Source organism: Lewinellaceae bacterium, assembly GCA_020636135.1.
In the GTDB taxonomy this organism is placed as follows: Bacteria; Bacteroidota; Bacteroidia; order Chitinophagales; family Saprospiraceae; genus JAGQXC01.
The window spans coordinates 155777-173617 of sequence record JACJYK010000001.1; the positions used below are offsets into that span (position 1 = coordinate 155777).

12 protein-coding genes are annotated in these 17841 nt (G+C 49.1%); 3 read left to right on the forward strand and 9 right to left on the reverse strand.

Annotated elements, in window-relative coordinates:
• Positions 1–107 precede the first annotated feature (107 nt).
• Together H6570_00655 and H6570_00660 are read right to left on the reverse strand one after the other, a co-directional pair.
• Entirely contained in the window at positions 108–1268 is a 1161-nt protein-coding gene (locus H6570_00655) for an aminotransferase class I/II-fold pyridoxal phosphate-dependent enzyme (protein MCB9317762.1), read from the reverse strand.
• Positions 1265–1678 (reverse strand): OsmC family protein, encoded by a 414-nt coding sequence (locus H6570_00660; GenBank protein MCB9317763.1) that lies wholly within the window; start codon positions 1676–1678, stop codon positions 1265–1267. Before H6570_00660 ends, H6570_00655 begins: the two co-directional genes overlap by 4 nt.
• A 216-nt stretch (positions 1679–1894) precedes the next feature.
• Here H6570_00660 and H6570_00665 point away from each other — a divergent pair, with 216 nt between their 5' ends.
• Positions 1895–3442 (forward strand): YifB family Mg chelatase-like AAA ATPase, encoded by a 1548-nt coding sequence (locus H6570_00665; GenBank protein MCB9317764.1) that lies wholly within the window; start codon positions 1895–1897, stop codon positions 3440–3442.
• 432 nt (positions 3443–3874) lie between these two features.
• Here the strand turns inward: H6570_00665 and H6570_00670 are convergent, their stop codons facing one another.
• The 6 genes from H6570_00670 to H6570_00695 form a co-directional block, all read right to left on the reverse strand.
• The gene (locus H6570_00670; protein ID MCB9317765.1) at positions 3875–5344 is read right to left on the reverse strand and encodes a glycosyl hydrolase family 32; all 1470 of its coding nucleotides are present in this window, start codon (positions 5342–5344) and stop codon (positions 3875–3877) included.
• Positions 5345–5405: 61 nt separating this feature from the next.
• Positions 5406–7592, reverse strand: a complete 2187-nt coding sequence (locus H6570_00675; GenBank protein ID MCB9317766.1) for an HAD-IIB family hydrolase — start codon at positions 7590–7592, stop codon at positions 5406–5408.
• Between the two features lie 111 nt (positions 7593–7703).
• Positions 7704–8480 (reverse strand): TIGR02757 family protein, encoded by a 777-nt coding sequence (locus H6570_00680; GenBank protein MCB9317767.1) that lies wholly within the window; start codon positions 8478–8480, stop codon positions 7704–7706.
• Positions 8480–11239 carry a translation initiation factor IF-2 gene (gene infB, locus H6570_00685; GenBank protein MCB9317768.1) on the reverse strand — a complete coding sequence of 920 codons (2760 nt, stop codon included), beginning with the start codon at positions 11237–11239 and terminating at the stop codon, positions 8480–8482. Before infB ends, H6570_00680 begins: the two co-directional genes overlap by 1 nt.
• A 53-nt stretch (positions 11240–11292) precedes the next feature.
• On the reverse strand, positions 11293–12534 hold the full coding sequence (nusA, locus tag H6570_00690; GenBank protein ID MCB9317769.1) for a transcription termination/antitermination protein NusA: 1242 nt from the start codon (positions 12532–12534) through the stop codon (positions 11293–11295).
• Positions 12535–12541: 7 nt separating this feature from the next.
• The gene (locus H6570_00695) at positions 12542–13021 is read right to left on the reverse strand and encodes a ribosome maturation factor (protein ID MCB9317770.1); all 480 of its coding nucleotides are present in this window, start codon (positions 13019–13021) and stop codon (positions 12542–12544) included.
• Between the two features lie 884 nt (positions 13022–13905).
• Between H6570_00695 and rpoN the strand changes: the two genes are divergently transcribed.
• Positions 13906–15468: an RNA polymerase factor sigma-54 gene (gene rpoN / locus H6570_00700; GenBank protein ID MCB9317771.1), complete on the forward strand. Its 1563-nt coding sequence runs from the start codon at positions 13906–13908 to the stop codon at positions 15466–15468.
• 496 nt (positions 15469–15964) lie between these two features.
• On the forward strand, positions 15965–17038 hold the full coding sequence (locus H6570_00705; GenBank protein MCB9317772.1) for an MBL fold metallo-hydrolase: 1074 nt from the start codon (positions 15965–15967) through the stop codon (positions 17036–17038).
• A 13-nt stretch (positions 17039–17051) separates the two neighbouring features.
• On the opposite strand, the gene H6570_00710 is transcribed toward H6570_00705, so the two are convergent.
• A complete protein-coding gene (locus H6570_00710) occupies positions 17052–17834 on the reverse strand; it encodes an ABC transporter permease (protein ID MCB9317773.1) in 783 nt (260 codons plus the stop codon).
• Positions 17835–17841: the final 7 nt, after the last annotated feature.

Sequence of the window (17841 nt, forward strand, 5' to 3'; positions counted from 1 at the left end):
TGGTGACTGCCATTGGCTGCAATGACTGCCATACACCCAAAATATTCGGGCCCATTGTTCCAAACCCATTGCCGTCCGTAGCAACCGCACAATAAGTTTCACTCCGCTCAGTCCAGTGCTTGCAGGATATCGTGGAGAATATCATCGGCATGCTCGAGGCCTACCGAGACCCGGATCAATCCGTCGGTGATGCCTACGCGCTGTCGTTCTTCCACGGGAAGTTTTGAATGCGTGGAAGAAGCAGGATGGGTGGCTATGGTACGGGTATCTCCCAGATTTGCGGTAATGGTGATCATCTCCAGCTTGTCCATAAACCGTGTTCCAGCCGATAACCCACCTTCCACTTCAAAGGTCAGCAATCCTCCTCCGGCGCGCATTTGTTTGAGTGCGATCTGATGACCAGGATGATCGGGAAGAAACGGATAATGGACCGCCTGTAACTTTGGATGGTCTTTTAATTCAATGGCTAGCTTCAATGCGTGGTCGCAATGCCGGTCCATGCGGACAGCCAGTGTCTCCAGGCTTTTGGACAAGACCCAGGCATTGAATGGAGAAAGCGAAGGACCCGTATTGCGGATGAATTTATGAATCGACTTGATGTGTTTTTCGGATGCACAGACGACACCACCAAGGACTCGTCCCTGGCCGTCAATGAATTTTGTCGCTGAGTGGGTGATGATGTCCGCTCCCCACTGTACCGGTGTTTGCAGGTAAGGTGTGGCAAAGCAGTTATCCACGACCAGCAACATACCGTTCTGGTGAGCAAATTGCGCGGCCCATTCCAGATCGATCACATCCAGTCCGGGGTTGGAAGGTGTCTCTATGAACAGGATTTTAGAACTAGGCCGTACTGCATCCTTCCAGCCGGATGGGTCACCGGCATCTACAAACGTGTGGCTGATACCCCATTTGACCAGGTATTGGGTCATGATCTGGTACGATGATCCAAATATGGACCGGGAGGCAACAATATGGTCACCTTGTTCAAGCAGGGTGGCCAGCGTACTGTATATGGCAGCCATGCCCGTTGCTGTCGCCACGGCATCTTCGGTCCCTTCCAGGGAAGCCATTTTTAGTTCGAATTCCCTGACCGAAGGATTGGAAAAGCGACTGTAGATATTACCCTCCGCCTCTTCGGCGAATAAAGCCCGCATGTGTTCGGCATCGTCGAAGATGAAACTGGAAGTCGGAAAGATTGGGGTGGAGTGCTCATGGTGCTGTGAGCGCTCGGTTTGCAGCCGGATTGCCCGGGTCTCAAATTGTTTCATGATTCCAGGGTTAAGGTATAATCCACCTTGATCGACTCTTTCAGCATCATCGAGACCGAGCAGTATTTGGTTAGCGACAATTCGATGGCACGGTGAGCACGCTCTTCTTTAACCTGTCCGCCGATGTGAAAATGCAAATGGATGGTGTGGAATATCTTCGGGTGTTCTTCCACGCGCAAACCTTCGACATCAACCCAAAAGGTGGTTACCTCCTGGCGCATCTTGGCCAAAATAGCCACGATATCGATGGAACTGCAGGATACCATAGCCGAGAGAAATGCCTGCATGGGCCGCATGCCCAGGTTTTCTCCACCCACAGCTGCGGATCCGTCAATATCAATAGTCATACCTTCCGGACTGGTCGAGCGGAAATGCACCGCATTGTTCATTCGTTCCAGTTTGATCTTCATAGTCTTAATTTAGAACTACAAAGAACCGAAAACCACAGCTATTAATGCGTGATTTCGATCGAATAATGCATGACAACCTGTACCTGTTTCGCGTGAAGGACAGGATTTCATTTAAACCAAAAGGGTAAAAATGAAAGCCTGGAGCAGGATCTGATGTGGATAATGATCCGTGAATTGCAGAATAATTGCTATCATTATTGTTCAACACCATCCCACATGCTTGCAAAAACATACGCCAGTGCCGTTTTCGGGGTTGACGCCCGGACCGTTACCGTTGAAGTGAATGCCGGTGGTGCCCAACAGCCCAAATACTTTCTGGTCGGCTTGCCGGACAGTGCTGTCAAAGAAGGCGAACAACGGATTGAGGCAGCCATTAATAATTCCGGATTTCGGCTTCCGCGTCTCAAGTTGGTCGTCAATCTGGCACCGGCAGACATCCGGAAAGAAGGCTCCGCCTACGACTTACCGATTGCCATGGCTATCCTCGCGGCAACGGGTCAGGTGGATAAGGAGAAACTGGATCAGTTTGTGCTGATGGGTGAACTGGCGCTGGATGGCCAGATCCGCCCGGTGCGCGGGGTATTGCCCATGGCGATCCAGGCCCGGAAAGAGAAATTTCAGGGTTTATTGATCCCCACCGCAAATGCCCGGGAAGCTGCCATTGTCAATCATCTGGACGTATATGCCGTAACGAATCTAAGAGAGGCTGTCGAAGTGGTGGAAGGCCAGGGTGAGCACCGTCCGGTGCAACTGGACACCCGGGATGACTTTTTCGCCAACCAGGAGGCTTACCAGCTGGATTTTGCCGATGTACGTGGTCAGGACAACATCAAGCGAGCCCTCGAGATTGCTGCTGCCGGTGGTCACAATGTGATCCTGATCGGCCCACCCGGCGCCGGTAAGACCATGCTAGCCCGCCGTATGCCCAGCATATTACCGCCGTTAGGGCTGCAGGAAGCGCTGGAGACGACCAAGATTCATTCGGTAGCCGGTATTTTGCCGCCTAATTCGGCGCTGGTCTATCACCGGCCTTTCCGGTCACCCCATCACACCATTAGTGATGTTGCACTGGTAGGCGGAGGCTCCAATCCATTGCCGGGGGAGATCTCACTGGCGCACCACGGGGTATTATTTCTGGATGAACTGCCCGAATTCAAGCGCACTGTGCTTGAGGTGATGCGACAGCCTATGGAAGAACGCAAAGTGACCATATCGCGCGCCAAACTGACGGTGGACTACCCGGCCAATTTTATGTTGATTGCCTCCATGAATCCCTGTCCTTGCGGTTATTACAATCATCCTGAAAAGGAATGCGTTTGCGCTCCCGGTGTGGTTCATCGGTACCTGAATAAGATTTCCGGACCCCTGCTCGATCGCATCGACCTGCATGTGGAAGTTACTCCGGTCAGTTTCGATGAGCTAACCGGTGCAGATCGGCCGCGCACCGGCAGCGCCGAGATCCTGGAACGAGTCATTGCCGCTCGTCAAGTTCAGGAAGCGCGTTACGAATCCACTCAGGATATTCATGCCAATGCTCAGATGCCCAGTCGCATGGTTCGTGAAATTTGTGTGCTGAGCCAGCCCGGACAAATCCTGCTGCAAACTGCCATGAAAAAATTACAGCTTTCAGCACGGGCTTACGACCGTATCCTAAAGGTTTCCCGTACCATTGCCGATCTGGCTGCTTCGCCGGAGATCAAAATCGAGCACATCGCTGAAGCCATCCAGTACCGGAGTTTGGATCGGGAAAACTGGGTGGGATAAAATTATGTGGTTGAATGTTGAGTGTTGTAGGTTGAATGATCAGGTTGGGCATCAAAATCTGGTAGCCATTTGTTGAGGATTCAACAGTCGATTGTTAATTAACGTTAAGAAAACCTTAACGATGCAACCTTTTGAAACCAATTACCGTCTACCCTATACAAGTGCATCGCATGCGCCGGCCATTAATCGGTATTCGCGAGGCATTCATCTAGAATAGTGGAGAACGGACAGGTTTACAAGCATCTTCGCTTCATGCATATTAAACCTGACTGACTGAACCTGACATGAAATGAGATCTTCAAATGGTCCGTTCGCCATCCACTTTACTATTGGAATTATTGCAATGTTCGAAAAAACGAAAGGCTAATCCGTTTTTTCATAGTGAGAGTTTTTTCATCGTCCACAATCAAAAACGTTTGATTGTGGATTTTTTTATTCGGTAGGTTCCTGGCTGGCGTACTCCAATACCGGATGGGGCAAGGACTTAAGGGTACTTTCGCTGAGCAGAATGCGGGATGAGGCGGAATACAAACCCAGTAAGGGTGCACTGAAGGTATAGTCAATCAAGGTAAGGCGGATCACCCCGTCCAGGGACAGTTCAAAATAATTACCGTAACGGATCAACTTGAAATGGAACGAGCGATCTGCAGGAACAATGAATAAGTTGGACTGTAAATCCTTAAAAATGAAATCTTCTTTCATGTTGTCAGGGTTACAACCCCAGGTGCGGATCTTAACCAGACCATTAACGACATCAAAAGGAATGAAGTAACCATTTCCGTTCTGGTCTACATCGCAAAATAATCCACATTTACCCAATCCTTCCACCGTGAGACGTCCTTCCCAGATGTAACTCGTACTGGTGCTGCTGAAGCAAAACAATTCGTAACCGCTACGGCTTTGCAGACGCCATTCCTGGTCATCGACCTCCATCGAAGCGGTCGGGTTATTCAGTAACGCACGGACCGGGGTCAGTTCTGATTGATTCATGGTGTGGATGGTCATCGTTTCCCACCGGTAAAAGCTGGTGAGTACAAGCCTGCCATGCGCGTCGGTATCCAGTTGTTTGGGCGGTGGCAGGACCCGCTTTGAATTCACCCGGCCATCCATGAAGTAAAAATTATACAAGAGCCAGTGTCCATTGTCTTTTACCACCCGCGCAGCGTAATTGCCCTGAGGCAATAAGACATCGGAATGGAAGCTGTGGTATTCGCCCCGTATTTCATCGCTAAACCAATAGCGCACTTTAATGTCTTCCCGGATAGATCCCAACAAGTAATAACGGTCATTCAGTTTGAACAGACAGGGGCATTCCACATCATCGTACATGCGCGGATAAAGCAACGCGGTGTGCATCGCTAGGTTATTATCCTCCGTAAGCTGCAATAAGCCAACACAGCCCCGGCGGGAGAAAGGGCCTTCAGCTGAACGGCCACAAACGAGCAGATAAGCCTGACCTTCTTCCTCGTAATAATAAGGATCTCGAAAACTGAGCCACCCGCGTGGATTGTTGTTGAGATCTTCGTAATGGGGTCCGCAGGACCTGATCGGGAAATTGCCCGTTTTACGTTTTTCCCAACGGATCAGATCGTCGCTGATGGCGATCCCTATTTTTTGAATCATTCCCCGGTCGCGGATAGCCAAACCGGTGTAGAATAAGTAGTATAGATTTCCCCGGCGGGTGGCATGCATGGTCCAGAGCATATCGTCATCCCAGGCGCCCGGATGCCCGACGAATAGCGCATTGTCGACACGACGCCAGGAAATACCATCGGTCGAAATGGCGTGGGCAATGTAATCATGGTTGGGAATGATCAGATGAAAAAGATGGTATACTCCATTCTGGACAAACACATCGATGTCACCGATCTCCCAGTCACTAAATCCTCCTCCTGCATACATGGTTCTTCGATATGGCGGTTAAAGTACCAATTCAACCAGGATTGACCAATTATCATGCCCGCTAATGAGCAATCTCGGCAAGAGCATCTTCAGGTATTACTCCGTAGTGCTCCAGGCCTTCCAGAATGCCTTCAGCTGCATAACCCGCTGCCCGGTACAGATTTTTACTTCCCTTGATGGTAGTTAATTCAGAAGCATGGTTACCTACGATGATACCCTTTCCTGAACCGATGAGCATGTCGAGGTCATTACCTGAATCCCCTGCGGTGATGAGGTGGCTGTAAGGTATGGACCATTTTTTACAGAGATAGCGCAACGCTTTACCTTTGGAAGCTTGTTTCGGAAGGATATCCAGATACAGGTCATGAGAGACGATGATGCTTAACTGAGGCAGTAGTTTGCCCAGCACAGCTTCCAGCTGATCTTTCTTGAATTGCTTGTCCTTCAGATAGTAGGAGATCTTATGCGGGTTTTGTCCTTCCGCCTCCTGAAGTTCCATCCAGTCCAGACTCTCCAACCGTTTGCTTACCTCATCGCGATTCCAGTTCTTATCCAGGTAGGCCCGCCAGCCCTTGTCCAGGACATAATCCATACCCTGGCGGTAGAAAATCTGAGAGCCAACCGAACAAACCAAAAATTCAGGCTCGGGGAGGCTCATCTCCTTGATGACATTCCGAACCAGACGGACAGAACGGCCGGAAGCATAAGCCAAGGCCAGATTATCAGGCCGATGGTTCAGAAACGCAACCAGTGACTCCAGACCCGGATGCTTGTGCTCCTCGCTGATCAGGGTGCCGTCGATATCGGTGGCAAAAAGGTATTCGGCCAGTTTCATCCGGTCTGGAACGACTTCTACCCTCGGTGTTTTGCCCGTCTCTATTGATTTTTCTACCCACTGCATGTATTGTTCGATGTGGTGCTGCCAGCTGAAATATTTCTGAGTATTCAGGACTCCGGCATTGGAATAGGACCGCCAGAGTTGATCGTCTGCAATGATCTTTTTAATTGCCGAGGCGATCTCCACCGGATTCAGTGGATCGACAAGGAGTCCATTTTCACATTGGGGGATGATTTCGGCAGGTCCGCCATTATTGGTCGATACGACCGGTAGTCCGCTGCTGGCAGCCTCAATGATGGTCAGGCCAAACGTTTCATGCAAAGCGAGACTGGCGAATACGCCCCGTTTTTCGGCACAGTAACGATAAATGGTTGCTACCTCATTTTCGACATCGTGTTTTTTAGGAATGGCAAGTTTCCCATACAGGTCGTATTTATCCATCAATAACAGGATCTGGACCAATACTTCCCGCTCACTTTCCGGCATTTTTTCGATGTCCTTGCGTATGCCGGCAAAGATCACCAGGTTGGCCATGGATTGCAGTTCTTTGTCCTGTCCGTAAACATCGATGAGGGTATGTAAATTCTTACGCAAATCAGGGCGTGAGAGCGCCAGGATGCAGGGCTTGTTGGGTGATGAAAGAAATTTTTCAATGTATTCACTGACCCAGTACCGGCGTTGCATCTCCTCCGTTTTCTGATCGACACCCGGCTGCAACTGATAATAAGGAGTAAACTTTTCGGTGTCTACTCCCGGAGGTATCGTGTGAAAGACCGCTTTGGAATGAGCGGGATATTTCTCATAGGTTTCCTGCTCCTGGTTAGTGGAAGTGACGATAAAATTGGCATGGGAAAGGGTTGCGTTTTCAGCAGCTATCCGTGTGGCAAAACGGAATTTCCTTTCCCCTTCTTCTTCTGTCATACCCATGGCTTTCAGTTTCTCTTTTTTAGCAATCCCCAGCGAATGTGCCGTATGAACAAAGGGTACTTTAAGTAACTTGGAAAGCTCGACTGCTGCATAACCTGCATCACCGTAATGGCTATGAATCCAATCCGGTATGATGTTATAGGTTTTAAGGTATTGCATGGTGTTGGTGACAAACTCATCCAGGAAAGGCCACAGTTCTTCCTTCATCCGGTAGCGCTTGCCGGCAAAGGGAATCCGGCGGATGTCCAGTTTGTCATTGATGATCTCTACCGGCAACGCGTAGGCGTCATCCAGCGCGGGGTCATCGATGAGCCGGGTGATGAGGTGTACCTGCTTTACCTGTGGATGACGGGAAAGATATTCAGCAAATTCATAAACATAGCGGGTCTGCCCGCCATTATCTGCATCCCGGCCGATTTCCAGGCCGCTGGATTTGATCAACCCATGAATGTTAATAATGGCTATGCGTAATGATCTCAAAATGAATAAATTTTGTGTTTAAGAATTGGATAGAACCGTTAGGCCCAGAAACCTAAGCGTTTAAACGGGGAATTGTTTGCAACTTTTTTAGAAATTAAAAGTGCGCTACATGCGCTAAGGATTGTCCTGAGGGACCATCGTGGCAGAGCCAAACAAGGCAAAATCGTACTTGACCGGGTCATGGGGATCGAACTGACTAAGCCGGTCTGTAAGCTCAATCACGGTACGCCAGTCGGTCTGCCTCCGGTCGATCAGATGGAGGCTACGTGCTACACGGTCAACATGAACATCCAGCGGGATTTTTAATTCGGAAGGCTTTATGCGACTCCAAAGACCGAAGTCAACACCGCTGGCATCGCGGCGTACCATCCAGCGTAGAAACATATTCAGCCGCTTGCAGGTGCTCTGACGGGCAGGGGAGGGAATGTGTTTGCGGGTCCTGCTGGGTGCATAGGGTAGTGAAAAAAAATATTCCTGAAAGTTGATTAACCGTTCCGCGATGGAATTGCCTTGAAGAAAAGCATCCTCCAGAGAATCATGATTCCGGTAATGATGCTGAAGAAAACTCAGAAAATACAAGGTATCGAGGGACTGGAAGGTGCGATGCCGGAATTCCAGAAAGCGTTGACGCTCGGGTTCCTGATGATTAACGATAAACTCATAGGGAGATTCGCCCATCAGAGCAAAGAGCGTGTTGGCTTTTTGAATAATGGTCTTACGTTGACCCCAGGCCAACACAGCGGTCCAGAAACCGGTGATTTCCACATCTTGCTTTCGGGTATAGGTATGCGGTATCTGAATAGGGTCTGTGCAAATGAATTCCGGTCGGTTGAACTTAAGGGTTTGTTCTTCCAGCCAATCCCTTAAGTCCTCCTCATTTCCGGGGATCATTATTCGTAGGTCTGCTTGACTCTTTCGATTTCGTAAACCTCGATGATATCACCCACTTTGATGTCGTTGAAGTTTTTGACGGTGACACCGCACTCCATGCCGGATTTGACTTCCTTGACATCTTCCTTGAACCGTTTCAGCGAGCTGATTTCGCCCATCACATTTTCACGGGTGGGATAGATGACGATACCGTCGCGGATAATCCGGATATGATTGTTCCGGTTGACTTTGCCTTCCTGAACAAAACATCCGGCGATGGTACCCACCTTGCTGATCTTGAATATGTCGCGTACTTCCAGCTGACCGAGGATCTTTTCTTCTTCGGTGGGCTCGAGCAAACCTTCAATAGCAAGTTTAACCTCTTCGATGGCTTCGTAAATGATGGAATAGGTCTTGATTTGGACCCCTTCTTTTTCAGCCAGCTTACGAGCGCCAAGCGAAGGCCGTACCTGGAATCCGATGATGATGGCATCCGAAGCGGAAGCCAGGAGAACGTCGGATTCGATGATCTGACCGACGGCTTTATGGATGACATTGACCTGGACGGTCTCAATTGAAAGTTTGATCAACGAATCGGAAAGCGCTTCCACCGAGCCATCCACGTCCCCTTTTACGATCAGGTTCAGCTCTTTGAAGGTTCCGAGTGCCAGGCGGCGACCGATCTCATCAAGACTGATCCGCTTGCTGGCTCTTTCCGTTTGTTCGCGGATGATTTGGGAGCGTTTGGAGGCCAGTGAGCGAGCTTCCTGCTCTTCAGCCATCACTTTGAACTTCTCACCAGCCTGAGGAGCGCCACTCAGACCCAGGACAAGAACCGGCGTGGATGGTCCTGCATCTTTCACCCGTTTGCCGCGTTCATTAAACATCGCCTTGACCCGACCGGAGAACTCTCCGGCAAGGAAGATATCGCCAATGTGCAGGGAACCGTTCTGTACCAGGCATTTGGTGACATAACCACGGCCTTTGTCGAGGGAAGCTTCCAGGACGGTACCCAGTGCCATCCGGTTTGGATTCGCTTTCAAGTCTTGCAGTTCTGCTTCCAGCAATATCTTTTCCAGCAACAGGTCTATATTCTCACCGGTTTTGGCCGAAATGTCCTGAGACTGGTATTTACCGCCCCATTCTTCGATGAGCAGGTTCATAGATGCCAGCTCCTGCTTGATCTTATCCGGGTTGGCTCCCGGTTTATCAATTTTGTTGATTGCAAAGATGATGGGTACGCCGGCTGCCTGAGCGTGGGAAATGGCTTCTTTGGTCTGCGGCATCACATTATCGTCTGCAGCCACAATGATGACGGCAATGTCTGTCACCTTGGCACCCCTGGCACGCATGGCGGTAAAGGCTTCGTGACCAGGTGTATCCAGGAAGGTGATCTTTTTTTCATTGACCACCACCTCGTAGGCACCAATGTGCTGGGTGATCCCTCCTGCTTCGCCGGAAACGACGTTAGCGGACCGGATGTAGTCAAGTAATGACGTCTTACCGTGGTCTACGTGACCCATGACGGTAACGATCGGAGCGCGTGGCTCCAGATCCTCCGGAGCATCCTGCTCTTCTTCCTCCTCTGTCTCCTGTTCTTCCAGGCTGATGAATTCCACTTCATGGCCAAACTCATCGGCGATAAGCTCAATGAGCTCGGCGTCCAGGCGCTGGTTGATGGATACGATAACACCCAGGTTCATACACGTCATGATCACGTCGGTGACGGCCACATTCATAATGTTGGCCAGCTCGGAGACGGAGATAAACTCGGTCACCTGCAGTTTGCCGCTGATGCCCTCCATTTCCATCATTTCCTGGCGTTCGCCTTTACGTTCGCGGCTTTCCCGCCGGATCTTCTGACGCTTGCTTTTTCCTCCGCCTGACATTTTTGCCATGGTCGAGCGGACTTTATCGTCGATTTCACGGGTGGAAGCTTTCTTGAAATCTTCTTTTTTGCCTTTTCCTCCTGTTCCTCCTCTTGCTCCTCCACGTGAATCGTCTTCTACTTCCATGGTAGACACCGTCTTACGCTTGCGTTTCCGCTTCTTGCGGGTATCATCGGAGGAGGCAACCGGTGCGGGACCAGGAACGGCGTCGGGGCTTTTCCTGGCAGGAGTTTCCTCCTTGGCTTTCGGTTTTTCTTTTTCTTTTTCTTTTTTCTTCTTGGGTTTATTGAACTTATTGGTATCAATTTTACCCAAAATCTTCAGACCCTTGAGTTGAGGAGCCTCGTGACGAATGATATCGTCGGTGGCTTCGGGTTCGGGTTCAGGTGCCTTTACCGGAGCAGGTGGTTCCTCCACGGTAGCCTGAGGTTCCTGAACAGGTTCTTCCTGTGGTTCTTGTTTTTCGACCTCCTTGGCTTTTGGCTTGGGTTTATCCAGGTCGATTTTGCCCAGGACTTTAAGCTTGGGGATCATGTTGTCGTCCACTTTAGCCTTTTCGACAACAGGTTGTTCTACCGGCGGCTTCATGCCCGGAGTCTTCGGTACTGCCGGTTCCGCTGTTTTCATGGAAGGCATAGCATGGCTGGTCCGCTCGGGCTCTTTTTCGTGCTGCTCCGGACGGGTATGATGACCAATCACCAGCTTTTCCGCTTGTTCTTTGATCACCACAGAAGACTTGAACTCCTTCATGAGTTCATCATACATCTCGTCTGAGATGTTTGCGGTAGGCTTGTTCTCCACCTCGAACCCATTATTTTGCAGGTGTTCGATGATGGTAGAAGTCCCAACGTTCAGTTCCTTGGCTACTTTAACTAATAATCTTTTCGACATGCTGTAACTTCCAAATAATGCGCAAAATTAGACAAAAAAAAGCACATCCCCGGTTACGCTTCGTCCTCGAACTCAGAGGCCAGGATGCGCAATACTTCACTTACCGTTTCCTCTTCGAGGTCAGTACGGCGTAATAATTCTTCTTTACTCAGGCTGAGGACGCTGCGTGCGGTATCACAACCGATCCGCTTCAGGTCATCGATGATCCACTCTTCGATTTCATCTGCGAATTCATCGAGATCGACGTCGTCCATTTCATATTCAGCCTGTTCACGATAAACATCAATTTCAAACCCGGTCAGGCGGCTTGCAAGTTTGATGTTGGTACCTCCTTTACCGATGGCCAGGGAAACCTGGTCGGGTTTCAGATATACTGCAGCCCGCTCTTTAACTGTATCCAACTCAATGTTCGAGACTTTGGCCGGCGTGAGTGCACGCTGGATAAAGAGGGACACATTGGTGGTAAAGTTGACGATATCGATGTTTTCGTTCTTTAATTCCCTTACAATGCCATGGATCCGGGATCCTTTCATACCTACACAGGCGCCCACCGGGTCGATACGGTCGTCGTATGATTCGACAGCTACTTTGGCACGTTCACCGGGAATACGGACGATACGGCGGACGGTGATCAAACCGTCTTCGATTTCCGGAACTTCCTGTTCAAGCAGTTTTTCCAGGAAAGTGTTGTCGGTCCGGGATATGATAATGGCGGGATTGTTATTACGCATCTCCACACGGTTGATCACACCCCGCACCATATCTCCTTTACGGAAGTAATCGCCTTTGATCATTTCTGTCTTCGGCAATACCAGTTCGTTGCTGGTGGCATCATCGATGATCAGGATCTCTTTTTTCAGAATCTGATGAACCTCTCCGATCACGATATCACCGACACGGTCGACGTAGCGCTTGTACACTTCGTCTTTCTCCAGTTCCTGGATGCGTGAAATCAGGGTTTGCCGGGCAGCCATAACTGCTCTGCGGCCGAAATCCTCCAATTCCAGCTGCTCATAACATTCATCACCCACTTCGTAGTCGGAATCAATGGATTTGGCTTCGGAAACGGAGATCTGGGTGCGCTCGTCTGTGACTTCACCGTCCGGTACGATCTCCCGCACACGCCATAATTCAAGGTCACCTTTCTGGGTGTTGACGATGACGTCGAAGTTATCATCCGAACCATATTTCTTCTTGATCAGGGTACGAAATACATCTTCGAGTACCCGCACCATCGTAGGACGGTCAATGTTTTTTCCCGCTTTAAAATCTGCAAAAGATTCTACCAGTTTCATGACAACATCATTTAAATGCTATTTGAACCAATGCTTTTCGGATAGAAGCGAAAGGCACTGTTCGATGGTTGATAATAGTTTTTTTCTTTTTCGGATCAGCAGCGTCCTTTTCTTTAACGGCCAGGATAATTCCATCTTCCTCTACACCAACCAGTTCACCGTTGAGTTGTTCCTCTCCGGTGGTTATGGCAAGATTTCTGCCGATGTGTTTGGGATACTGACGCAAGAACTGCAGCGGCCGGTCCACCCCACCGGATGAAACCTCTAGCGTGTAGTCTTCACCTGCTGTGCCGGAAGCATCAAGCTCAGCCTCTATCCTGCGGCTTAATTTCTGGCACTTGTCAAAGTCAACCCCGCCATCCGCATCGAAAAAAACCTGGATCTTTTTTGGTTTCTTCCAGATGACGTCAAGCAGAAAACAATCGGAAAATTGCTCTTCGGTTGAGAAAAGCTGACGCACTATTTCTTCTACGTGCTGATCGATCATATACTATAAAAAAAGGAGGGAACGGTTCGCGTTCCCTCACAAATCCTTTAACGCCACAAAAGTAACGATAATTCTCAGGATTTGCAAGGATGTCTTTTTAAGGTCATCATCAGAATTCCCGTTGTCCGGATGGCCATATCATGGATATCACATCAAAATACTTTTGCCTGAATCAGGTGCGTTATCCTTAAGCGCGTACAATCGTATATCGCGGAGTCTTGGAATAGATGATATTTCGGAGCAGGAAGGCAACACTTCCCTGTTGTGGACCGGCTAGAAGGTCAGGTGGCCGTTCATGCGATAAACCCAGATCAGAAGGATGATGAACAACAATATTGCTACTATGGTGAGTAGAAAACATCCGCCTTTCTTGCCGTAATTCGTATTACCCTGTTCCATGGAGTGACGCTAAAAGTGTTAATAACCGTTGCAAAGAAAAGGCAAATATATGTAAATCCAAATACGTGCGATCAATTCCACTCCATGATTCTCCGCACGGGTCCGGTTTGCTGGCTGGTCACATCCGGCCTTCACGGATAAGCAGGGTATAATGAGTGTTAAGCAGCCGTTCCCTGCTGGTTATTTTTTCACTCCGGGAGGGTAGATGGAACCGGATTACATACTATTTCTCACATTTTTATTTTTTGTATTAAAAAGATCCTTACGGATAAGTGATTGGCTTTAGTTAAATTATATGCGGTGTCAATATTTCAAGGAAGGTTTGGGCGGCGGGTTCCCGGAACCGTAAACAGATCATGGCATCTTTTTTGCTAATATATTAAAGTTTGTTGTCATATATTTGACGCAATTAGTTGGCCGGCGGCGAACTCAAAGCAAGTGCAATAAGTTTTTAATGAGGTTATAACATCCATTGGCGTATGAGCATGATTAAACAAAAACTAAGTCAGAAGATGCTGCAAAAGCTGTCACCGCAGCAAATACAGGTGATGAAGCTATTGCAAATTCCCACGGCTACGTTGGAACAGCGGATCAAAGAAGAGTTGGAAGCCAATCCGGCATTGGATGAAGGCGAAAACCGGGATGAGTTATTTGATCTTAATGATGAAATCAGCGAAGACTCCCTCCGCGAATCCAACAATGAAGAATACGAATCCGGAGAGCAGGAGAGTGAAAGCTCGGATCTGTTGGATACCGATTTTGAATCGTCATCCGACTTTGAACTTGATGACTACATCTCCGATTACATTGACGAAGACCCGATCAGCTATCAAAGCCGTTATAATGACGGTGAAGAAGAACGCACCCTGCCCATCGCCTTCGAGAACTCATTCCACGACTTCCTGGATACCCAGCTGGGCATGCTGAACCTGCAGGATAGCCGTAAGATCCGTATCGCCAAACAAATCATCGGCAGCATTGATGACGATGGATACCTGCGCAGGGAACCGCTCGCGATCATCGATGACCTGTTGTTTTCCGAGAACATCGACACCTCTGAAGAAGAGGTTGACAGCCTGCTCGCAAAAATTCAGCTTTTTGATCCACCGGGAGTTGGTGCCCGGGACCTGCAGGAATGCCTGCTTATTCAGATCAATACCTACAAGAAAAAGAACCCGGACAGCCGATTAAGCACCGAAACCATTGACCGTGCCCGCTGTATCGTAACCAAGTATTTCAACGAATTCTCCAAGAAACACTTCGATAAACTCAAGAAATACGTCAATCTCACCGAACCGGAGCTCAAGGAAACCATGGACTTTATCCTGAAGCTCAACCCGAAGCCAGCCAGTGGTTATGTTCCCCAGCACGGTTCTTCTTCCGGAGGGAACTACATCATCCCTGATTTTATCATCTTCAACCGGGATGGCGAACTGGAATTGCAGCTCAACTCTAAAAATGCGCCGGAATTACGCATCAATGAGCAGTATAAAAACATCCTCCATGGCTATAAGGAACGGACCGGTAAGAAACGGATCTCCCATAAGGATAAGGAGGCTATCCAATTTATCAAGCAAAAGATCGACTCGGCCAAATGGTTTATCGATGCCATCAAACAGCGTCAGCATACCATGTACCAGACGATGTACACCATCATGCAATACCAGTATGATTATTTCCTGTCCGGAGATGAGAGTAAGCTGAAGCCAATGATCCTCAAGGATATCGCCGATATCACCGGCCTGGATATTTCGACCGTTTCCCGCGTGGCAAACAGCAAATTTGTTCAGACCGAATTCGGTACCAAACGGCTCAAGGATTTCTTTTCCGAATCCATGACCACCCAGGACGGCGATGAAGTCTCCACCCTGGAAGTAAAAAATATTTTATCCGAAATCATTACCGCCGAAAATAAACGCAAACCGCATTCCGATGAAAAATTGCGTGACTTGCTGGAAAAGAAGGGCTATAACATCGCGCGCAGAACCGTAGCCAAGTACCGGGAACAATTAAATATTCCCGTGGCACGATTGCGTAAACAGTTGTGATTCGATCAATTTTTCATGATAGGAAAGCAGCCGGTATCTCCCCCCGATACCGGCTTTTTAATTGGAGGGAAAAGGTAAAAGAAGTATCAGGGGTTCCCGAGATACCAAAGGCAAAACTCCCTATAACCCCACGGCTTCAGCCTGGGGAACCTAGCATAGAGCATGGAGCATGGAGCATGGAGGGAAAAGGTAAAAGAAGTAAAAAAGGTAAAAGAGGTATCAGAGGTAGCAGAAGTAACAAAGGTATAATTCCCAATAACCCCATGGCTTCAGCCTGGGGAACCTAGCATAGTGCATGGAGCATGGAGGGAAAAGGTAAAAGAAGTAAAAAAGGTAAAAGAGGTATCAGGGGTTCCAGAGGTAACAAAGGTATAACTCCCAATAGCCACATGGCATGAGTCCGGAGGCTTGAATAAAGTAATTTCCCGGTTTATTCGTCAACACCTTAGAGAAGGTAAAAACAAATCCGTTCACCGGATTAAATACAGTTAAACAGATGACGGCAAGACCAACGTACAACGACCAATTACCTTTTATCAGAGAGGGGTGGCAGGGAAATGCTCTGGATGAGAAGGGACGCTATCGGAATTCAGGATCCTTCAAAGAATGGGGTTGGGATGCGGTCTGGAGATGGCAAACCGGTCCAAAGCCTTTTAAAGCACAGAAAAAGGCCGATAAATGGCGGCCTGAGCAGGTGCAGATGCACGACAGCACTTCCTGGCCGGAAAATGGGATCGCCTGGTTAGGACATGCCACCTTTCTGATCCGCCTCGATGGTTTGACGCTGATCACCGATCCGGTACTAGGGAATGTCTCCCTGATGAAAAGGATGACCCCACTACCGGTCAGGATACAGGATTTGCAGGACATCGACGTTTTGCTGATGTCCCACAATCACCGGGACCACTGTGACCTGCCCAGCCTCCGGCGTCTTGCCAGCCAGAATCCGGACCTGGTGAGTTATACGGGATTGGAAATGACTTCCTTGCTCCGGTCAGGAGGATTAAAGACCAATGCGATCACCACCGCAGGATGGTATCAGTCGTACCCGGCCATAGGAGATGTCCGGATTCATTATCTGCCCTCGAAGCATTGGACGCGCCGCTACTTAAGGGATACCAATACCATGCTCTGGGGCAGTTTCATTATTCAGACGCCGCAGTTGACCATCTATTTTGGCGGTGATAGCGGATACGATCAGCATTTTAAAGAGATCGGATCTATGTTCCCCTCAATCGACCTGGCTTTGCTGGGGGTTGGAGCTTATGAGCCTCGCTGGTTTATGAAGGATAGCCATACGGCTCCTGAAGAAGCTGCCCAGGCTGCCGATGACTTAGGGGCCAGATGGTGGATTCCGATGCATTTTGGCACTTTTGACCTCGCAGATGAGCCCATCAGCCAGCCGTTGGAATTATTGCGGAAGAGGGATGTCATCTTAAATAACGGGTCAATTCCAATTACTCAAAATGATGCTGGCCGGAATGAAGACATGCCCATTGCTTCCCGGTGGGTTTTGCCGGCAATCGGTCGTTGGATGCAGCTTGATCACGGTGAGCCCATCGGAATATGAACGTCGACTGCACCTAGAAATCTTTGCGTTTAGCTACCCGGCGCACACCCCACCAGGGCAGGATGACCCAAAGCATCAGGATCATGGCTGACATCACCCATCCCCAGAATTGACCCAGAAAGTGCTGGAATACCGCTCCGGTGTAGCCCAGCAAACTGGATATGTCCAATTGCAGCAACAACAAGGTCCTACCCAGGTCGATGGGATTCATCCAGCACATCGCAAGCGTAAAACGCTCCAGGGGATAATCCTGGAAAATGGCCAGCAACCACAGGAATATTCCATCATAGATCACGGCAAAGAAAAGCCAGATCATAAAGCCGGCAGCAAAACCCTTGATGCGGTTTTCAAATCGCAATCCAAGGAAAAATGCCATGGCGGAGAAGATCAGGGTCAGGAGAATACCGACCCCGTTCAGCAAAGCCACCTGACTCCACGCCACCGGATGCTGTAACCGCAATAAAAGGAACGGAATGGTGATACCCGAAAGGCAGGAAAGTGCCAGTGCAATCACCAGACCTGCAAATTGACCACCGAAAACCTGCATTCGTGGCAGGGGTTGCGCCAATAAGAGTTCGGTGAATTCGCGCATATTATAGATGTAGACCAGGCCAAATAATAGCGATACGAGCGGTACCAGGATCAGAATGATATTCAGTAATGACACCACGACCTTCAACGGATCCTGGCTCATCCAGGCCAATGCCGAGGTGACAATCAAAAAGAAGACTGAATAGAAATAGATCCAGTTGCTTCGTAACAAATCTTTCAGGCTATAGATGATTATCTTCCGCATAATCAGT

Coding starts and splice junctions, on each gene's coding strand:
- H6570_00655 (MCB9317762.1), bottom strand. CDS start 1,268: ATGAAACAATTTGAGACCCGGGCAATCCGGCTGCAAACCGAGCGCTCA.
- H6570_00660 (MCB9317763.1), bottom strand. CDS start 1,678: ATGAAGATCAAACTGGAACGAATGAACAATGCGGTGCATTTCCGCTCG.
- H6570_00665 (MCB9317764.1), top strand. CDS start 1,895: ATGCTTGCAAAAACATACGCCAGTGCCGTTTTCGGGGTTGACGCCCGG.
- H6570_00670 (MCB9317765.1), bottom strand. CDS start 5,344: ATGTATGCAGGAGGAGGATTTAGTGACTGGGAGATCGGTGACATCGAT.
- H6570_00680 (MCB9317767.1), bottom strand. CDS start 8,480: ATGATCCCCGGAAATGAGGAGGACTTAAGGGATTGGCTGGAAGAACAA.
- infB (MCB9317768.1), bottom strand. CDS start 11,239: ATGTCGAAAAGATTATTAGTTAAAGTAGCCAAGGAACTGAACGTTGGG.
- nusA (MCB9317769.1), bottom strand. CDS start 12,534: ATGAAACTGGTAGAATCTTTTGCAGATTTTAAAGCGGGAAAAAACATT.
- H6570_00695 (MCB9317770.1), bottom strand. CDS start 13,021: ATGATCGATCAGCACGTAGAAGAAATAGTGCGTCAGCTTTTCTCAACC.
- rpoN (MCB9317771.1), top strand. CDS start 13,906: ATGATTAAACAAAAACTAAGTCAGAAGATGCTGCAAAAGCTGTCACCG.
- H6570_00705 (MCB9317772.1), top strand. CDS start 15,965: ATGACGGCAAGACCAACGTACAACGACCAATTACCTTTTATCAGAGAG.
- H6570_00710 (MCB9317773.1), bottom strand. CDS start 17,834: ATGCGGAAGATAATCATCTATAGCCTGAAAGATTTGTTACGAAGCAAC.